Consider the following 18,759-nt stretch of genomic DNA (forward strand, 5'->3'; position numbering starts at 1 on the left):
AAAATTTATATGAGACTATTATATTCGACTAACTCTCTGGTATAATTGAACTATATGCCTATTCCAATACTTTAGGATTAGAAAATGTCGTGGGAGGTTTAGTACGCATGTACAAGAATTTTACAGCCATATTTATAGTGCTCCTGTTAGTTATTCAATCATTTGTATCTATTAATCAAGCGTCGGCTGCAGAAGGCCTCTCAATTAACGCGACAGTAGGTGGACAGCAATTACTGGAAATTGAAAATGGTCATTCAGTAACATCGAATGTTATCTTTGATTTATTACCTAGGGGAACAGCATCGTTAAATGAGCGGAATTCCATGGATGTTGTTATTGTTTTTGATAAATCGGGTTCAATGGCTGATCCTGTAAGCAGGAATAATACTAAACTATCACTAGCACAGGATGCTGTTGAAGAAGGTGTTGAAATCTTTTTTGATTCGAAAAAAGACTTTGATGATCGTTATGGCATAGTGGCTTTCGATACATATGTAAATAATGTCTCTACGATTAATGGACTTCATTCAAATCCTAATATAGTAGCTAACAAAGCAAGACAAACATCTGCTGAAGGTGGAACAAACTATACAGATGCATTGAAAGCAGCTAAAGATATGTTAATTCATGCAAAAGATAATGGGAAATACAGTGGTCAAAGGGATCAATATATCATTTTTATGACCGATGGAAAACCAACGAACTCTTCTAAATATGGAAATGTTCATGGGTATTATCATCAATTAATACAGCATAATGATTACGAAAGAATATATGGTTATAGTAAATACAAAGATAAAATGTTAGACGGAAAGTTTGTATTTTATAATGATGACTGGTATGTTATCTCTGACAATAGGAACTTTTTAAGTGGAAACTATAACTTGCTTTATGATTCAAATTCTAAGATAAACAGTATCGTTATTGATTCTCAATACGGACCGTATCTATATTCTCATAATAACCCGAGTGTCCCGGATAAGATTAAAGAACATGGTCGTGAACAAGCTCGGATTCTTGCAGATAATGAGATTACGATGCTATCAATTGGGTTCGGTGATCAGAATCAATTAGATATGAGTTATTTATCTGAGCTCTCAGCTATGTCAAATGGAAAAGCAGTAAGAGCCTCTTCCAATGATATTATTGAAATATTCAAAGATATTTCTGCGAGTATTTCAGCAGAATATCCATCGCTGTCTAATGGATTTATAAGATTTAATTTGCCAGAAGGTGTAACTGTTCAAGAAAATGATTCAGTAAGCGTAACTGATAATGAAGTTATCATGAGTTTAAGAGATATACTCTATAATCCAAATCCTCCTAGTGAGGGAGATTCTTCTCTACATTATGAACTACCGCTTACATTTCGTTCAGCTGGTATTTATAACTTCTCGTTTGATGTTCTTTATAACTCTGGAAAAGTAGCTAAGACCGGTATACCTTATCAAGTGGAAGTTAGGATCCCTCTAAAAAGTATTGAATTTTCTCCTAAGGAGAAAACAATATATATTGGTGAAAGATTTAAAGTGGAAGATTATCTTCGTTTTAATCCATCAGATGCAACTAATAAGTTAATTAAGAATGTTTCAACTAATAATAATGCCCCAATTGTCATTACTAAAGTAGGTAATGAGTGGTATGTGACAGCAAGAGATATTGGGTATGCAACAATTGAAGCAACTGCTGATGAGGATTCTACTATTAAGGATTCTATGAGAGTTATAGTTTCTACAAGGAATACCGATTCTAATAACGGTGGAGATAATGGAGATGACGACCAAGACCAAGATGATGGTTCAGATGATGATACTGACACTGGTGGCGGCGGTAATGATGATTCAGAACTTAAATGGTAATATTAAAAGGGAGATTCTCTATGAATCTCCCTTTTAATATTTAGAATTTAGTTATTTACATTCCCATTCTTCACAATAACTTGGTCATATAATAATTGATATCGATCAACTCTTGGCAATGAATTTAATCGATCTGGGTCCAATAATACAGACCTGTCGTGCTCAACGTAAAATCTGGAGTCATTGTTTCTTTGTGCTATTACAGGCTCAATAACGCTCTTTATATCATCGGTTCTAATTGAAAATGAATTTTGTCTTATAGCATTTACTGTTAACTTCTTATTAGCAAATAAACCACCATTAATCTCAAAAAGTGACGCAACCCCATATAATTCAGCCTCTGTGTCGGTATAAAAGAAAGCGTCCAAAGGCTCAATGTTTTTACTGCTGCTAAATTCATTGATACGATTAATAGATAGTTTACCTTTCGTTAACAAAATGAGTTTTGAACTAGGATTACTATTTAGTCGTTTAATATTTGTATTCGTTATACTTGTTTTTCCCATAACATAGATGGTGGAATTAAAGTAAATGTTGTCATCTTCTTCAGTTTCTGTCTCATTATTAGAAAGGCTATTATCAAATTCATTTCCTTGTATAATTAAATCTCCTGTTACAATGACATTGCCTGGTATTTCAGTGTCTCTTGGAATTTGAAGGTCCCCATTTATAATAAACCAGCTATTTTTAAGAAAAGGATTACAGTTATCCCCTTGTATAATATTTGAGTTATAGATATATGCTTTAGCAGTTTGCGCTCCTATTGGTGAGGTTTCTTCACAGTAATCAATTTCTTCAACAGATGAATCTTGTGAAAGTTCATCTACTACATTTGAGATGGCGGACTTTGAAGTGAAGTCACTGCCTACAAAATTGTTACTACCAGTAATTTCATTAAATATTTGAGCCAGAGTATTTTCGAAATTTACGTTAATAAAATCCGCTGTATCTTTTATAACTGCTGGTTTTGGCTCATCAAAAAAGTTTTCTGCGTCCTCTGAAATGGTTAATGAATTTTCCTGCTCATTTCGGTAGAATACATTACCTCCAATATTATTGGAAGACGGTATAATACGTGGCAGTAGTGTCTCGTTATTTCTTCGTCCATAAAAATCAGTAAACCATGCCTTATCAGCCGTATAGATTGTTCCACCAAATAAATCTCCAACAATTTCAGCAGACCCATTAAGGTAAACTTCACCCTCAGGTCCTGAACCAATCGCATATTTTAAGAAGCTAGGAGTCGGTGCTAGGTAAACAACTCTGGATACGGTTTTAGTAATGTCTGCTCCATCCGTATTTTGGTTCGTGTAAGAAAAGCGAAAAATACGTGTAAGATATTTTGTTTTATCAATCGATCCATAATCTTCTGTCGCGGTAATATCTTCAATAAGAAGATTTGTGGAATATTTGTCCTCAAGCTCAGCTTTTATTGTAGCTAAAAGTATATTGTCTAAATCACCGTTCAGTAAATTTGGTTCAGATAAATCGATGTCGTTATAAACTTTACTACTGAATATGGCAATGGCTTCATTAAGTGTGCGTGTTGCTTCTGTAGTTAACTCTATATCATCTATTCGGACGCCTGTTCTCTGGTTACTATTAATAGAGGCTGCGACGATCGTTAACCCTAACACCGTAAAAATTAAGGAAACAAGAAGGACCGTAATAAGAGCTTGTCCTTTTTCATTATTCAAAGTTTTAACACCTCCTGCGGTTAAAAACCGAATTTACTTTCAAGCTTAATTGGGTCGGCAGAGATGAGGTCATCCTCTGTGAAATTTTTGTCTTGAAGATGAAGATAAATTTCAATAAGTCCTTTTTCACATGTTGTATCATTGTTATCTTCATCAATACAATCAATAATCGCTATTCGTGATCGTTCTTTTTCATCCACTTCATTCCCAAGAAGGAGTTCATATTTTTCATTTAGCAGGTTGGTAGTAGTTTGATTGGATGTCCCAACACGTGCAGTTAAATGCACTTCGTTTTCTTCTAAGGTAATATCAATTTCTTCAGCAGCATCTAGTCTTGTTTCATCAATAACTGAAGGAAATTGTTCGTTTGCTTTTAATTTTTTATCATGACTAATGGTTATACAATTTTCAATACCATCACAAGGTTTGACCGAGTCGATCGGTGTTTCATACAATTCTTTAAGAATAGAAGCAACAATATGATCTGCTTCGTCTCGTAGCTGCATCTCGACTCCTACTTTTTCGTAAGTTTTGATTCCCATAATAAATACGTTATAAACCACAATCAAAATAATCGACGAAATTAAGAGGGTGGCTATAACCTCTAATAGGGACACACCTTTTTCTTCCTTAAAGGCTTTAACGAAGTTTTTCATTTGTGATAAACCCCTCTAAGCTTGATTCGTTCCCTTCATCCCACTCAACTAAAATCTCCATAGGAATTAATGAGGTTTGTAGTGAAGAATCGGAATGTTTTTTTAGTTCTACACTTACATTTAATTGGCGATTATTTAAATTGGGATTGAACGTAATTAAACACCTTTCTCTTCTCTGATTTAGTTCATCGCTATTACCATTAAACCATATAGGGCAAACTTCATCTGTGAGGATAACTGTAGACCCCTCACCGACGTCTGTTAAATCATCAACATAATCTCTTTTTATTTCCTCAAAGCTCTGTTGTTCCATAAAGTTCAACATATTCCTTGCTGCGTATACTCCTAAAGTATCATTTTCACTTTTTTGAGTGTAGGTCATGGCCTGTGAAAAAAGTGCTAGCATACCTAGAGTTAAAATACTAAAAATAACAATAGATAATAGTACTTCAATTAATGTAAACCCTTTGTTATAGGTGAAAAGTTTTACCAATTTGAATTTCATTCCAATCCCTTCTTTCAAATAGGTCGACTTTATTATACAATAAGTTATAGTCGATTTTTGTCTTTTTTTAGTTAAATACATGGATAAATGATAGAAATATAGGAAAAATTACTTAATCACTAAATGGGGTGATATTTTGAAGATATTTTTAATGTTAGTTATTGGTTTTATCCTTTTGGTGCCAATTCTGTTTTTTATTCCGTTCGGGTTACATAAAGCCGGTAAGATGGTATTAGCAGGTGTAGCTTTACTATGTGCTGCGCTTTTTTCCTTCACCATTCAATTAATGCCCATATGGCAAGCAGCCCCAGCTATCTTAGTTCTTCTAATGGCAGTAGGTTATTTATTGAATAAAAGGGATGCTCTTTTTCAATTGGAACAGGGGGAAAACATAGATGAATTTAGTCATGATGATTCATTTGATTCTAGGGAAGAAAAGGTAGATCTTCCAGTAGAAAGTGATGAATCCCCACCTAAGAGCATAACTGAGGAGGAGATAGAAGCTCCACCTTCTGATAGTGAATTAGAACCAAACAATGAGCTTGTAGAATTTGAACCGGAAACATCAGAAAATGAAAGTGAACAAGATTTTCTAGAGGAATTTTTTGATCAATTAGATGCTAGTCAAAACGATGAACAACCTGAATCTAAGACACTAGAAGAGGTTGCTGTTTCTAAAGAAAATGATAAGCAAGAAGAACCTTCTAAAGATAAGGTGAAAACTGATTTAGGGGATGACTTTTTACTTGAGCTTTTTGAGGGTCGAGATGTGGTCGATCTAGAAAATGATGACGATAAAATCAGTGGAATTCAACATGACGACAACAAAGAAACGGAAGATGAGCAGAAGGACACAGAGCCATACTCCGAAATGAACGAGTTGTTTGAAACGTTAATGAATGATGAAGAGAGAGTATCGGCTTCAGAAATGAAAGAAGAAGATGGGCTTTATACTGAGGACCAGGAAATGATTGAAGACACCGAAGGGTTAGAAAAAGAAGATTCTGCTGCGCAGCATGATGTTGAAGAAGAGAATGTGATAGATGACATCTTTGAACAAGATCATCTGCCTGAAGAAGAAGCTGATGATCAGGAACTTCCTTCTGAAGTAGAGAAACCGGAGAACCTCCACCAATTATCAAATAACATTTTAAATATGTTGCTAGAACAGCTTCATTACTATAAGAACAATCTTTCTAATCTTGAATATGAAGCGGTTCTTCAAAAAGCTGTTTCTGAGGCATCAAGTGAAAAAGATTATTTCTTATTTGCCAAAGAGCTTTTACAGCATTATTTCGAAGTAAATAAAGAAACTGAATATCATGTATTACTTGAAGATATGAAGCAAAAATTATACCAATACCCTGTTCTACTTGAACAGTTAACCTGGATAAGTTCTTTAAATAAATAGTAAAAATAGAGAATAGGTGTGTGACACAGATGAAAAAAAGTAGTGAAATTGTAGGTTTACCAATTATTAGTATTACAGCTGGGTTAGAGCTAGGAAATGTAAAATCACTTGTGGTGAATCCTGAAAAAGGGACGGTTGATTTTTTAACAGTTGAACACGATGACTGGCAGGTTAGTGTTAAGGCTATTCCATTTAGAAAAGTGATTGGAATTGGTGAGTTTGCCGTTACAATCGATTCAGATAATGCCATTATTGACTTAAATGAAATCCCAATCGCTAATCAGCTTGTTAATAAACGAATTAAAATTACCGATACTCGTGTGATTACTCGAAAAGGTCAATTACTTGGAGAAGCGAAAGAATATTACCTAAATGAAGAAACAGGTGTTATTATCGGCCTTCACTTGTTTGTAAACAATAAGGATGTATATGTAAAGTCAGAGCATGTACTAACATTTGGAAAAGATATATTAGTTGTAAGTGAAGATGCTGCCGCAGCATTACTGGAGTCTGCAAAACAGCTTGTTGAAGAGGACGTTTCAACAGAAAACCAAAGCAATACGGTAGAAGAATTATTAGAAGATCTATCACCAGTACAAAAGGAAGATCAATTTGAGGATCTTGACAATGAACAGATTGATGTAATTAAGGAAAAACAAATACAGTTATTAGAAGGAAAAAGAGTCATTAAAGATATTTATGGATCTGATCAGCAATTACTTATTGAAAAAGGTACTGTCTTGTCAAATGATGATATAAAAAAGGCCCAAAATGATGGACCAAGTACTTTTGTTGAACTGTCTATGAATACTGAAATGTAAAAAGGAGCAACCAATTTTGAACTTAAACAGAGGGTTGAAAATATATCTAGTATTGCTTATTTCCACTGTTTATTTGGTTAGTTTTTCACAAATGGGTGTGAAGGCTTATGATGCATTTCTGTCAAAAGGAACTTTTGAGCCAGGAACACTAATTGGTTCTGTCAATATAGAAAATATGACAAAAGAGCAGGCTATAAATGAGTTGAATCAAGAAGTAGCAGCATGGTTTAAAGGTCAATATTTGCAGCTGTCAATTAATGAAGACAATACAGTAATCGGACAGGACTTTTTTACCTTTGATTTTTCAGCAACAGTTGACTCGATCACCAGTGGAGCGAGTAATGAGTTGATAGTATCAGTTAATCAAACTGTTTATGAAGAACAACTAAAAACCCTGCTTAATGAGCGGTACGATACGATTGATCATGAGCAACTTCAAGCTGTAATTGAAGATGCTGTGAAAAAGATGGTTCCTGAAAATCAATTTTTCTCAATTGGAGCATATGTAAAAAGCGACTTAAATACAGTAGCAGCAGAAAATTTTGTTTCAACATCATTTGATTATAACTTGGTTCAAAGGGTGGTTGACTCAATTGGCACAATCACCGTACCAGCTCAATCACAAGTTTCTATGCTAGAACTTATAGAGAAATCAGACAATCTTCCACAGGAAGGGTTAAATGTTGTTTCATCAGCCCTTTATAAAACATTTCTAACAACTAATTTTGTCATTGTTGAACGCCATACAGGTCATGAGTTGCCAGAAACAATTGAACTTGGATATGAGGCAAATATTATAAAGGATAAGTCTGATTTAAAATGGTATAACCCGAATCAATCGGAATATACGATTTCTTTAAAGTTAACGAATGCTGGGCTACTTGTAAGAATAAATGGGGCACCTTTTTTATACAGCTATAAGGTAAATTTAGAGGAAAAAACATCTTTTAAACCAAAATCAATTATTCGATATACTAGTTTACTAGAAGAGGGTCAAGAAAAGGTCATTCAGAAAGGTAAGGATGGTTTATCTGTTAAGATCACTCGTGAGGTATTTGATTTAGAGGGAGCCTTTGTTGAGTCCGAGGAAATTGCCGAAGATTTTTATCCTCCTACTCATAAAATAATTGAAACTGATTTCATTAATAGATTGCTAAATAATCAATCTACTAACGACATCAGTGAAGAGACTGAAAGTACGAAGCAGGAAACAATAGAAAACGACGAATCATCTGAAGAAGACAACAAAGATAGCAATACATCTGGGAATGAAGAGAAATCTAACAGTGAAGATATTTGGGAAACTCCTTCAAAAAATGCAATTGAAAAATAACCTTAATTAAAGAAGGGATTATGGATGAACGATACTAGAAAAAGATTGGGAGACTTATTACTAGATTCAGGACTTATAACAGCAGAACAACTACAATCGGCTCTAGCAGAAAAACAAAAGGGGCAGCGATTAGGGGATGCCTTACTTGAAAGAGGGTTTATTACAGAGCAGCAATTAATTGAGGTTCTAGAATTTCAGTTAGGAATTCCACATGTAAGCTTGTATCGTTTTCCGTTTGATCAAAAATTAATTAAGCTTGTTTCAAAAGAAATGGCTAAGCGTAATTTATTAATTCCAATCAAAATTGAGGGAGACAAGCTTTTTGTTGCGATGGCAGACCCGATGGATTTCTATGCCATTGATGATCTCCGTCTAGCAACAGGGTTTCAAATTGAAACAGCCATTGCCTCAAAAGATGATATTTTAAGAGCCATTAATAAGTACTATGAAATTGATGACAGCATGTCAGATATTATGAACCAATTAACGGTTCAAGATGAGGTTCAGGAAGAGAAAATCACAAGTGATGACTCACCTGTTGTTAGACTTGTTAATCAAATACTTCAAAACGCTGTTCAACAAAAAGCCAGTGATATTCATATTGATCCTCAGGAAACAAAAGTGTTAATTCGCTTTCGTGTTGACGGTGTCCTAAAAAATGAACGAACATTTCCAAAGCATATGCAAAGCGTTTTAGTTGCCCGTCTGAAAATCATGGCAAATTTAGATATTACCGAACACCGAGTTCCGCAGGATGGTCGAATTAAAATGCATATCGAATTTCATCCAATTGATCTTCGTGTTTCAACACTTCCGACGATCTACGGTGAGAAGATTGTTATGCGTATTTTGGATCTGGGCAGTACATTAAATGATTTAAACAAGCTTGGTTTTAATAGCTTAAATTTAAAAAGATTCAAAACATTAATAGAAAATCCTACAGGAATTATGTTGATTACAGGTCCAACAGGATCAGGGAAATCTTCCACTTTGTATGCAGCGTTAAACCACTTAAATTCAGAGGAAGTAAATATTATTACGATTGAAGATCCAGTTGAATATCAGCTTGAAGGAATCAATCAAATTCAAGTCAATGCAAATGTTGGAATGACATTTGCAAAAGGGCTGCGATCCATTCTTCGTCAAGATCCTAATATTATTATGGTCGGGGAAATTCGTGACCGTGAAACAGCTGATGTTGCAGTACGTGCATCGTTAACAGGACATTTAGTGTTAAGCACGCTTCATACAAATGATTCATTGGGTACCATTACACGTTTGGTTGATATGGGGGTAGAACCGTTTTTAGTGGCCTCTTCTTTAACTGGTGTTGTGGCTCAACGACTTGTTCGGAAAGTATGCCGTGATTGTGCTTCAGAACAAGCCCCTACACAACGAGAAATAGAGATTTTTGCTAAAAGAGGGTTGTCGATTGATAAAGTTGTAAGAGGCAGAGGCTGTGGAACATGTAATATGACAGGCTATAAAGGAAGATTAGCCATCCATGAGCTTCTCATGTTGAGTGACGAAATGAAACGAGTGATCATGAATAATGAACCATTTTCAAGGCTTCGTGATCTGGCGATAAAAAATAAAACAATCTTTTTAATTGATGATGGTCTACTAAAGGTAAAGCAAGGGTTAACAACAACAGAAGAAATTTTACGTGTGACTGTAGCGGAGTAGGTGAAAACATTGAAAGCAAAAATTGACTCTATATTAAAGCTTGCTTATGAAAAGCAAGCTTCAGACATTCATTTGTCAGTTGGTGTGCCTCCCGTTATGCGAATTAACGGCGAGTTAGTTCGAATTGGCGAAAACATGTTAATGCCTGCTGATACAGAAGAAATGGCAAAGGGAATGATTTCTTCAGCAAAATGGTCATTGTTTGAAGAAAAAGGAGAGCTTGATTTTTCTTACGGAATTCCAGGTGTATCTCGCTTTCGTGTTAATGCATTTCGCCAGCGTTCTTGTATCTCTCTAGCTGTACGAATTGTTCCAAGAAATATTCCATCAATTGACGATTTGCAGTTGCCATCGATTTTAAAATCAATTGTGGAAAAGCCCCATGGACTTATCTTAGTAACTGGACCAACCGGCAGTGGAAAATCAACAACACTTGCGTCGATGATTTCCTTTATGAATCAAACGATGAAGCGCCATGTTATTACACTTGAGGATCCGATTGAATATTTGCATAAACATCAAAAATGTATTGTTGATCAACGTGAAGTTGGTTTTGATACAGGTAGCTTTGCATCAGGTTTAAAAGCAGCACTAAGACAGGATCCAGATGTGATTTTAGTTGGAGAGCTTCGCGATTTAGAAACAATTCACACAGCAATAACTGCAGCAGAAACAGGGCACCTTGTTCTTGGTACACTTCACACGTCATCAGCTGCATCAACAGTTGATCGGATTATCGATGTGTTTCCGGCTAATCAGCAGCCACAAATCCGACTTCAGCTTGCTTCCGTGTTAGTAGGGGTTATATCACAAAGGCTTTTCCCGACAGTTGATAAATCAGGGCGCCGTGCTGTAACTGAAATTTTATTAAATAACTCGGCAGTTGCCAGCTTAATACGAAATGAAAAAACATACCAAATTCCGAGCGTGATTCAAACAAGTCGAGCACAAGGAATGCAAACCTTTGAAAGCTCTCTTTCAGAGTATGTAAGAGCAGGCATTATTTCTTCTGAAGCAGCCTTACCATACAAACAAGGGACGACTGACTAATGGCAAAATTTAAATATGAAGGTCGTGACCGTACAGGTAAAAAGTCAGGGAAAGTAACTGCCAATTCAAGGCGTGAAGCGGTGTTAAAACTAAGTGAACTCGGAATACGAATTACAAATATTGAAGAAATACCAGAAACACTGTTAACAAAGGATATAGCAATTGGTAATCCTGTAAAGCTTCAGGAATTTGTTATTTATCTTAGGCAATTTTCCACGTTGTTACGAGCAGGTGTGACAATAGTAGATGCAACAAATATCTTAGCTAAGCAAACTAGCAGTAAACCGCTACGAAAAGCATTAGAGCAAATGGAGGATGATTTAAAATCCGGACAAGCCCTATCTGTTGCAGCAGCAAAGCATAAACGGATCTTTTCATCGATGTTTGTGAATATGATTAAAGCTGGTGAAGCAAGCGGTAGTATGGAAGAAACACTGGACAGGCTCGCTGTTCAATATGAAAAACAGCATCGGACTAAGCAAAAGATTCAATCTGCGTTGGCTTATCCTATGGCTGTTGCGATTGTCGCTGTTGTTGTTGTTATCTTCTTACTAGTTTCTGTTGTTCCTACCTTCGTTTCCATGTTTGAAGGATTTGGAGCACAATTACCAGCTATTACACTGTTTGTCTTAAACTCTAGTATTTTTATGCAAGAGTATTGGTATATTGTTATCCTGTTTTTTGTTGCTGTTTTTTCTACCTTTTACGGGTTACGGAAAAATAAGCAGACAAAGTATTATTTAGATGTTGTTGCCCTTCGTATGCCGATCTTTGGAAGCATGATTCAAAAAGCTGTATTAGCAAGAATGACAAGAACACTCAGTTCATTGTTTTCAAGCTCTGTGCCGATTCTTCAGTCTTTATTAATTGTTGAGAAAATCGTTGAAAATGAAGTCGTAGCAAAGGTGATAGCCAATTCTCGTGTTTCCTTGGAAAATGGTTTGTCATTAACTGAACCGATGAAAAAGCATTGGGCATTCCCTCCACTTGTTACTCAAATGATCGCCATTGGGGAAGAAACGGGTTCGTTAGATGAAATGCTTGGAAAAGTCGCGGACTTTTATGAAGAAGAAGTAGAAAACAGCACAGACCGACTAAAGTCACTAATTGAGCCATTAATGATCGTTCTATTAGCAGGTATAGTTGGTACGATTGTCATAGCCATTATCGTTCCAATGTTCGATATATTCAACCACGTTCAGATGTGAATTTACAATATTTTTATATTCACTACCTAAACTATTGATGTATAATTAACATAGATTTAGGGAATTAGAACTAAGCTTTTAGGAGGAAAAGAAATGTTGAAAAAACTTATGAAAAATGAGCGCGGATTAACGTTAATCGAGCTTTTAGCGGTTGTTGTAATCCTTGGGATTATTGCTGCGATTGCGATTCCGGCGATTGGGGCTCTAATTCAGAACTCTCGTACTGATGCACATATTGCAAATGCTAAACAGATCGCAAATGCAGCTAGATTAGTTGTTTCTACAAACGATCAAACTATAATTGCCGGTGGAATTACTTTACAAGAATTACAAGATGCTGACTATCTAGAAGATATCAATGACCCTAACGGTGATGGTGAATATCACCCAACAAGTACTGTGGTAACAATCACTGAAACAAATGGAAACTTTTCTTACCAAGTACAATTGGCTGATGAGGATAATAATGCATATATCTTAGCAACACCATTACCTGAAGTTGATGATTTAACAAGAGAGAGTTTTGAGGCACCAACCCCAGCACCTTAAAAAAACTAAAAATGTAACTTAAGATAGATAGTTCTATAAGGAACTATCTATCTTAATATAATCTATAGGAGTAAAGTGAATATATGCAAACAACAACAATATACCTACAAACCTACATCTTCATACTAGGCGCAACACTCGGCTCCTTTTTCAATGTCGTCGGACTCCGTGTCCCACTAAAAAAATCCATTGCATACCCAAGCTCAGCATGCCCAGTATGTGACAAAAAACTATCACCAAGCGAACTAATTCCAATACTGTCATACGTACTCCAAATGGGCAAATGCAAAAACTGCAAAACGTCTATTTCACCATTATATCCATCAATGGAACTACTAACAGCGATTCTTTTTACGATTTCACCGCTTTTGGTGGGATGGTCAAAAGAATTGATTATAGCATGGTCACTTATTTCTCTTTGCATGATTGTTACCGTATCAGATTTGAAATATATGATTATTCCTGATAAGGTGAATTTGTTTTTTCTCGTATTATTTTTTATTGAAAGAATGTTCATTCGTACTGATCCATGGTGGGATCCAATTGCGGGTCTAATTGTGGGGACTCTTGTACCTCTCGTTATTATTTTAGTCAGTCGAGGAGGTATGGGGGGCGGAGATATGAAGCTTTTAGCTGTTTTTGGTGTTGTGCTTGGCTGGAAACTTGTGCTCCTAACCTTTTTTATCGCCACATTAGTTGGTACGATAGTAGGAGTAGCTGGAATGCTGACAGGTAGTGTGAAAAAGGGCAAACCTTTCCCTTTTGGTCCGTTTCTAGTGATCGGTGCTTTGGTGGCATATTTCTTTGGTTCTGAACTTATTTCGCTATACATGACTACATTCTTTTCTTACTTATATTAAGAAGGGGTTTTTATAATGGCTCTTCCTTTATTTAGACAAACTAAACATTCTATTAACTTATATATATCAAATTACTCCATTCAATTGCTTGAGCTTAAAAGCACAGATCCCCTTGTAGTGAACCATTTTGTTGAAACGTATTTACCTGAAGGAATTGTTGTTGATGGGCAGATTAAGGATGCTGATAAGCTTGCGATGATTTTGGATCAGTGTATGAGCGACTGGGGGATCAAGCGTAAACAGGTACGATTTATAACTCCAGATGCATTCGTCAGTGTTCGGAAAGTGAAGGTACCAGCAGATTTAAAAGATGATGAAATAAAAGGCTATCTTTATTTAGAGCTTGGAAACAATATTCATCTTCCTTTTGAAGAGCCTGTATTTGATTTTGTGCCTCTGCAAGAAACAGAGACTGAAAAGGAAATTCTTCTGTTTGCAGCACCAGAGGCTATGATTGAGCAATACACAGAGCTACTTGATGATTTGAAGCTAGAGGCAACTGCTGCAGATTTATCGGCACTTTCTAATTACAGATTGCTTTATAACAAACAGCATGTGAAAAGCCAAGATAACACATTGTTAGTGGAAGTAAAGCTTGACTCAGTCAATTTTAGTATATTTGAAGATTGTAAGCCGATTTTTACACGTCATTTACCGTTAGAAGGAATGTTGAAAAAATGGTCGTACAAACTTGAACCGGAAACACAATTATACTATCAATATGAATGTAAAGAGCCTGAAGAGCTTTCTCTTCAATTTCGGGATGTTGTGAAAGAAATCGAAAAAATCATCAATTTCTATCGATTTAGTCTTCATCAAGGAGATCATCAAATAACACATATTGAATTATTAGGTGATAATCCGTATATACATGAATTACAGAAAGACTTAAAAGAGCTGGGAACATCCATTACTATTTCTCTTTTCAAAGATCGTGTATACACACATAAAAACATAGCTGTTCCCGCTAAGTTTCATACTGTGCTTGGATTAGCATTAAAAGAGGTGTAAATCATCATGTTAGCGGAAATTAATTTACTCCCACAAAAACAGCAAAGAAATTACACCAATATTCTCGTTATCTTAATTGCGGCCGTCATGCTACTCTGTGCAACGCTGACTATTTTTTCATTACTGAACAAGAAAAATGGACAAATAGCTCAATTAGAACAAGAATATAATACAGCTCAGCAGCAGACGACCGTTCTGCAGCAGCAAGCGAGTCAAAGTACTGATTCCGATGCTGTATCAAATTTGGAAAAGGCTATTCAATGGTCTGAAGAATATCCAGTAGATTTTGTTCCTTTATTAAATGAACTAACAAAACAGCTGCCTGAAAAAGGGTATTTCTATCAAATGGATTACTTGGATAGCTCTTCACTGGAATTGATTGTACAGTTTGAGTCATCTAGTGAAACAGCCTATTATTTAAAAAGACTCAAAGAATCTAACTTATTAGAAGAAGTGAAATTACTAACAGTAGAAACGGTACCAATTGATGTAGCAAAAGAAGATTCTGTTCCGCGATATCTTGCTGGATATAAACTGCTTATTGACAGAGCTGCCCTTAAGGCTTTTGGAGAGGAGGACAGTGAAGAATGATTGAATGGAGAAAAAAACATACAATAATCATCGTCCTTACACTTGTTCTATCTTCTCTTGTTGTTTATTTTTCTTATTTACTTTTCATTAAGCCAAAAGCTCAACAAATAGACAGCTTGCAAAGTCAAATTGAAACGGAAAATACACTTATTCAAACTTTGCAAAAGTCTAGTGCTGGATCAACTAGTAATGAAGCGATGCTTTCTGCAGTAGAATTACAAAAAATTCTGCCAGTTAGTCCTTTTGAAGAACAATTTCTTCTAGACTTAGAAAAAGCGGAGACAATATCTAATAGTATGATTACGTCATTAACTTTTCAAGAAAGTGAAGAGGTCACTGCTGAAGAAGAGGGTGACGAGCTTGTCGAAGCATACGAAGAGAAATTAGATCCTGATGCAGAAAAAGACAATGCTGCAGAAACATCCCAAGAAGTAAAAACAGAGCCAATGCCGGAAGGGTTGGAAAAATTAACGGTTGAATTAACCGTAACATCTCCGAGCTATTATGAATTAGAAGATTTTATCCGAATTTTGGAAAACTCTAAAAGAATAACACAAATTGAATCTGTTTCAGTAGAAGGAAATCCTGAATTCGTTCATCTCCTTGAAGATAGTGAGGAAACAGATTATGAATACAATGTTGTTGTTTCGACATTTTATTTACCTAGCTTGGAAGAGTTACGAGAACAGCTACCACCAATTTTTACGCCTGAGCCAAGTGATAAACAAAATCCATTTACAAATGCGATTGAAGAAGAGGACGAAGACCAATCATAGCATGTTAAAAAAAATGACGAAAAAAATTAAGGATGAGACGACAAATGTCTTGTTCTTTTTTTTTATCCTTCTGTTAGCATTAGATCATTATGAATGGTCGTGTTTTCAAAGAAGGGTGGTAGGCATATGGACAAGCAGACCTCAGACACAGTAAAAATTAAAATAAATGGTAAAGATCGTCCTGTGTCAGATAAAGAACCAAAAACAGAGGAATATCAAATATCGTCATGGGAGGAGAAGCTACAGGCTGAAAAAGAAATAGCTTCTGCTAAAAAAGAAGAAGAAGATTTTCCTTGGCTTTTGCCTGAGGATGATGACACTATTTTTGAAGATGATCCTAAGGTAGTGACTCCTAAGAAGAAGAAAATTTTATCAAATTCAACAGTCACACCTTTTGTTTATTCGAAAAAAACAAAAAGCAAAAGTAATTTTGTCACATTTCCTTTAAAACAAATGTTCACAGTGATTCTTATGGCCATTTTTCTAGGAGTTGGATTTGGTTATATTGCATTAAACTTTTTATCTAATAAAGATATGCCAGATGCGTCTGTTCCTACGGTTGTCACAAATGACACACCTGATACAGCTTCAACCGAGGGTGGCGATACAGAGGAGCCAGCAGCAGCTTCAACCTCTACAGAAACTCTTCAGCTTTACGCTGTACAAGGTGGGATCTTTTCAACGAAAGAAGGAGCAGATACAGTTTCGTCTAATATAAAAAATAAAGGATTCGCTTCTACAGTGATTGAGGCGGATGGATCTTTCACAGTTTTAGCTGGTATTGGGAAAGAGAAAGCCGAAACAGAAGCCTTAAACAATCTGTATAAACAAAACTCGTTTAATGATTTTTGGGGAGGAAAACAATTATCCCTTTCCATCGCAACTACTAAGAGCGCCGATCAGTGGGTAAGCTCAATTGTTACTTTATCTTCACTAGCTTCTCAAGCAACAAATGGGCAAAGTGTGAATCAAGAAGACGTAGTGGCTGTTGAGTCACAAATAAAAGAAATTGAAACTGCGAACGAGACAGAAAAGTCTTTACTTAGCAAGCTCTCAGAAGCTGCTGCAAATGTTAAAGGTAATAAAGGGTGGGAAGCTCAGCAAGCTATTTTAGAAGTTGTTGCAAGCTTACAATCTTAGAATAAGAGACTGATAAAAGATATTTTTACTCTTTTATCAGTCTTTTTTTATACAAATTGGCATTTGAGCAATCACTAAAATTCGACACTTTAAAATTTAATATTACAAAATTGTCCTAAAAAAAATCCTTTGGTAAGATATAGAAGTATCTTCTAATCTGAAACGAAGAAAGGATGTTTTCACATGAAAAAAAACCTCATTTTAGCTTCAGCTTCTCCCCGTAGAAAAGAACTTCTAGAGCTTCTCCAACTTCCTTTTGAAGTGATCGCCAGTGAGGTGGAGGAGGTTGTTGACGAGACGCTCAGTCCTGCCGAGATTGTTCAATCATTGGCTGAGCAAAAAGCCACAAGTGTAGCCGAAAACGTTTCAAATGCTTTTGTTATTGGATCAGACACGCTTGTTGTTTATGAAGGGAAAATGCTAGGTAAGCCTAAGGACTTCTCTGAAGCCGTCCAAATGCTTAAAATGCTATCAGGAAAAACACATGAGGTGTATACAGGAGTATGTCTTATAAACAACGATGATGTGCGTTCCTTTTATGAAAAAACGAGCGTAACGTTTTATTCTTTAACAGATAAGGAAATTGATGAATATGTTCAAACAGGTGAGCCGATGGACAAAGCAGGTGCATACGGAATTCAAGGGTATGGATCATTGCTTGTAAAGGAAATTCATGGTGATTATTATTCAGTAGTTGGTCTGCCGATTGCTAGAACAAAAAGAGAACTTGTTACAGCAGGGTTTACATGGTAAGAGGAAAAATGTAAATCATTTTGTGGCATAAAAAGGTAACAAAGGAAACATTCTATTACACATAGAGAAAAGAATGAACAGAGCAGAAAGGGAAATGAAGGAGGATAAATGGAAACATCAACTTTTAAAATCCGGGATTTCCCTCAAGATGAACGACCGAGAGAACGCTTGTTAAACGAAGGTTCTGATAAGCTTTCTAATCAGGAACTATTAGCCATTTTGTTACGAACAGGCACAAAGAAAGAATCTGTACTAGATTTGTCACAAAAACTGTTAAAGCATTTTGAAGGCCTAAGAATGTTAAAAGACGCATCTGTTGAGGAGATTACGACAATTTCAGGGATTGGAACCGCTAAGGCAGTCCAAATATTAGCTGCTCTTGAGCTTGGGCGCAGAATCAACCGTTTAACGTATGAAGATCGGTATGTTATTCGTTCTCCGCAGGATGGTGCGAATTATGTTATGGAAGAAATGCGTTTTTTAAGTCAGGAACACTTTGTTTGTCTCTACTTGAATACAAAAAATCAAGTACTTCATAAACAAACCGTGTTTATTGGCAGTCTTAACGCATCTATAGTACATCCAAGGGAGGTTTTTAAGGAAGCGTTAAAAAGATCTGCGGCTTCTTTAATCTGTGTCCATAATCATCCCTCGGGCGACCCGTCACCGAGTAGAGAAGACATTGAGGTAACAAAACGGTTATCAGAATGTGGAAAGGTGTTAGGTATAGAACTTTTGGACCATCTTATCATTGGTGAACAAAAATTTGTTAGTCTGAAAGAAAAAGGCTACATGTAATACTTTTTTTTTTGAGTAATTACGATATAATAAGTCTTATGGGTTTTTTAGGGTC

Annotated in this window: 18 protein-coding genes; 15 read left to right on the top strand and 3 right to left on the bottom strand. The window is 35.8% G+C overall.

Features of this window, described 5'->3' with window-relative positions:
• Nucleotides 1–107: 107 nt before the first annotated feature.
• The gene (locus tag ACEWK1_RS04775; RefSeq protein ID WP_212136842.1) at nt 108–1,859 is read left to right on the top strand and encodes a VWA domain-containing protein; all 1,752 of its coding nucleotides are present in this window, start codon (nt 108–110) and stop codon (nt 1,857–1,859) included.
• Nucleotides 1,860–1,906: 47 nt separating this feature from the next.
• Here ACEWK1_RS04775 and ACEWK1_RS04780 read toward each other — a convergent pair whose 3' ends face one another.
• Genes ACEWK1_RS04780 through ACEWK1_RS04790 form a run of 3 tightly spaced genes read right to left on the bottom strand, consistent with a single transcriptional unit; the run spans nt 1,907 to nt 4,717 of the window.
• On the bottom strand, nt 1,907–3,556 hold the full coding sequence (locus tag ACEWK1_RS04780; RefSeq protein ID WP_212136840.1) for a hypothetical protein: 1,650 nt from the start codon (nt 3,554–3,556) through the stop codon (nt 1,907–1,909).
• A gap of 20 nt (nt 3,557–3,576) precedes the next feature.
• Entirely contained in the window at nt 3,577–4,212 is a 636-nt protein-coding gene (locus tag ACEWK1_RS04785; RefSeq protein ID WP_212136838.1) for a PulJ/GspJ family protein, read from the bottom strand.
• Entirely contained in the window at nt 4,196–4,717 is a 522-nt protein-coding gene (locus tag ACEWK1_RS04790) for a prepilin-type N-terminal cleavage/methylation domain-containing protein (RefSeq protein WP_212136836.1), read from the bottom strand. Before ACEWK1_RS04790 ends, ACEWK1_RS04785 begins: the two co-directional genes overlap by 17 nt.
• A gap of 136 nt (nt 4,718–4,853) precedes the next feature.
• On the opposite strand from ACEWK1_RS04790, the gene ACEWK1_RS04795 reads away from it, so the two are divergent.
• The 14 genes from ACEWK1_RS04795 to radC all read left to right on the top strand — a co-directional run bounded on the left by ACEWK1_RS04795 (nt 4,854) and on the right by radC (nt 18,704).
• Entirely contained in the window at nt 4,854–6,128 is a 1,275-nt protein-coding gene (locus tag ACEWK1_RS04795) for a hypothetical protein (protein WP_212136835.1), read from the top strand.
• A 29-nt stretch (nt 6,129–6,157) separates the two neighbouring features.
• Nucleotides 6,158–6,949 carry a PRC-barrel domain-containing protein gene (locus ACEWK1_RS04800; protein ID WP_212136833.1) on the top strand — a complete coding sequence of 264 codons (792 nt, stop codon included), beginning with the start codon at nt 6,158–6,160 and terminating at the stop codon, nt 6,947–6,949.
• A gap of 16 nt (nt 6,950–6,965) precedes the next feature.
• Entirely contained in the window at nt 6,966–8,282 is a 1,317-nt protein-coding gene (locus ACEWK1_RS04805) for a VanW family protein (protein ID WP_212136831.1), read from the top strand.
• Nucleotides 8,283–8,306: 24 nt separating this feature from the next.
• A complete protein-coding gene (locus ACEWK1_RS04810; protein WP_121662983.1) occupies nt 8,307–9,968 on the top strand; it encodes a GspE/PulE family protein in 1,662 nt (553 codons plus the stop codon).
• A 9-nt stretch (nt 9,969–9,977) separates the two neighbouring features.
• Entirely contained in the window at nt 9,978–11,018 is a 1,041-nt protein-coding gene (locus tag ACEWK1_RS04815) for a type IV pilus twitching motility protein PilT (RefSeq protein WP_212136829.1), read from the top strand.
• On the top strand, nt 11,018–12,226 hold the full coding sequence (locus tag ACEWK1_RS04820) for a type II secretion system F family protein (protein WP_121662981.1): 1,209 nt from the start codon (nt 11,018–11,020) through the stop codon (nt 12,224–12,226). The genes ACEWK1_RS04815 and ACEWK1_RS04820 overlap by 1 nt, the downstream gene beginning before the upstream one ends.
• A 93-nt stretch (nt 12,227–12,319) precedes the next feature.
• Nucleotides 12,320–12,775 carry a prepilin-type N-terminal cleavage/methylation domain-containing protein gene (locus ACEWK1_RS04825; protein ID WP_212136827.1) on the top strand — a complete coding sequence of 152 codons (456 nt, stop codon included), beginning with the start codon at nt 12,320–12,322 and terminating at the stop codon, nt 12,773–12,775.
• Between the two features lie 83 nt (nt 12,776–12,858).
• On the top strand, nt 12,859–13,635 hold the full coding sequence (locus ACEWK1_RS04830) for a prepilin peptidase (RefSeq protein WP_212136825.1): 777 nt from the start codon (nt 12,859–12,861) through the stop codon (nt 13,633–13,635).
• 15 nt (nt 13,636–13,650) lie between these two features.
• The gene (gene pilM / locus ACEWK1_RS04835; RefSeq protein WP_212136823.1) at nt 13,651–14,646 is read left to right on the top strand and encodes a type IV pilus biogenesis protein PilM; all 996 of its coding nucleotides are present in this window, start codon (nt 13,651–13,653) and stop codon (nt 14,644–14,646) included.
• A gap of 6 nt (nt 14,647–14,652) precedes the next feature.
• Nucleotides 14,653–15,237: a PilN domain-containing protein gene (locus tag ACEWK1_RS04840; protein WP_212136821.1), complete on the top strand. Its 585-nt coding sequence runs from the start codon at nt 14,653–14,655 to the stop codon at nt 15,235–15,237.
• Nucleotides 15,234–16,013 (top strand): hypothetical protein, encoded by a 780-nt coding sequence (locus ACEWK1_RS04845; protein ID WP_212136819.1) that lies wholly within the window; start codon nt 15,234–15,236, stop codon nt 16,011–16,013. Before ACEWK1_RS04840 ends, ACEWK1_RS04845 begins: the two co-directional genes overlap by 4 nt.
• A gap of 126 nt (nt 16,014–16,139) precedes the next feature.
• The gene (locus ACEWK1_RS04850) at nt 16,140–17,153 is read left to right on the top strand and encodes an SPOR domain-containing protein (protein WP_212136817.1); all 1,014 of its coding nucleotides are present in this window, start codon (nt 16,140–16,142) and stop codon (nt 17,151–17,153) included.
• A 183-nt stretch (nt 17,154–17,336) separates the two neighbouring features.
• Entirely contained in the window at nt 17,337–17,906 is a 570-nt protein-coding gene (locus ACEWK1_RS04855; RefSeq protein ID WP_212136815.1) for a Maf family protein, read from the top strand.
• 108 nt (nt 17,907–18,014) lie between these two features.
• Nucleotides 18,015–18,704, top strand: a complete 690-nt coding sequence (radC, locus tag ACEWK1_RS04860; protein ID WP_121662973.1) for a RadC family protein — start codon at nt 18,015–18,017, stop codon at nt 18,702–18,704.
• Nucleotides 18,705–18,759 lie beyond the last annotated feature (55 nt).

It is taken from the genome of Metabacillus sp. YM-086, from assembly GCF_048059995.1.
Taxonomy (GTDB): domain Bacteria; phylum Bacillota; class Bacilli; order Bacillales; family Bacillaceae; genus Metabacillus; species Metabacillus litoralis_B.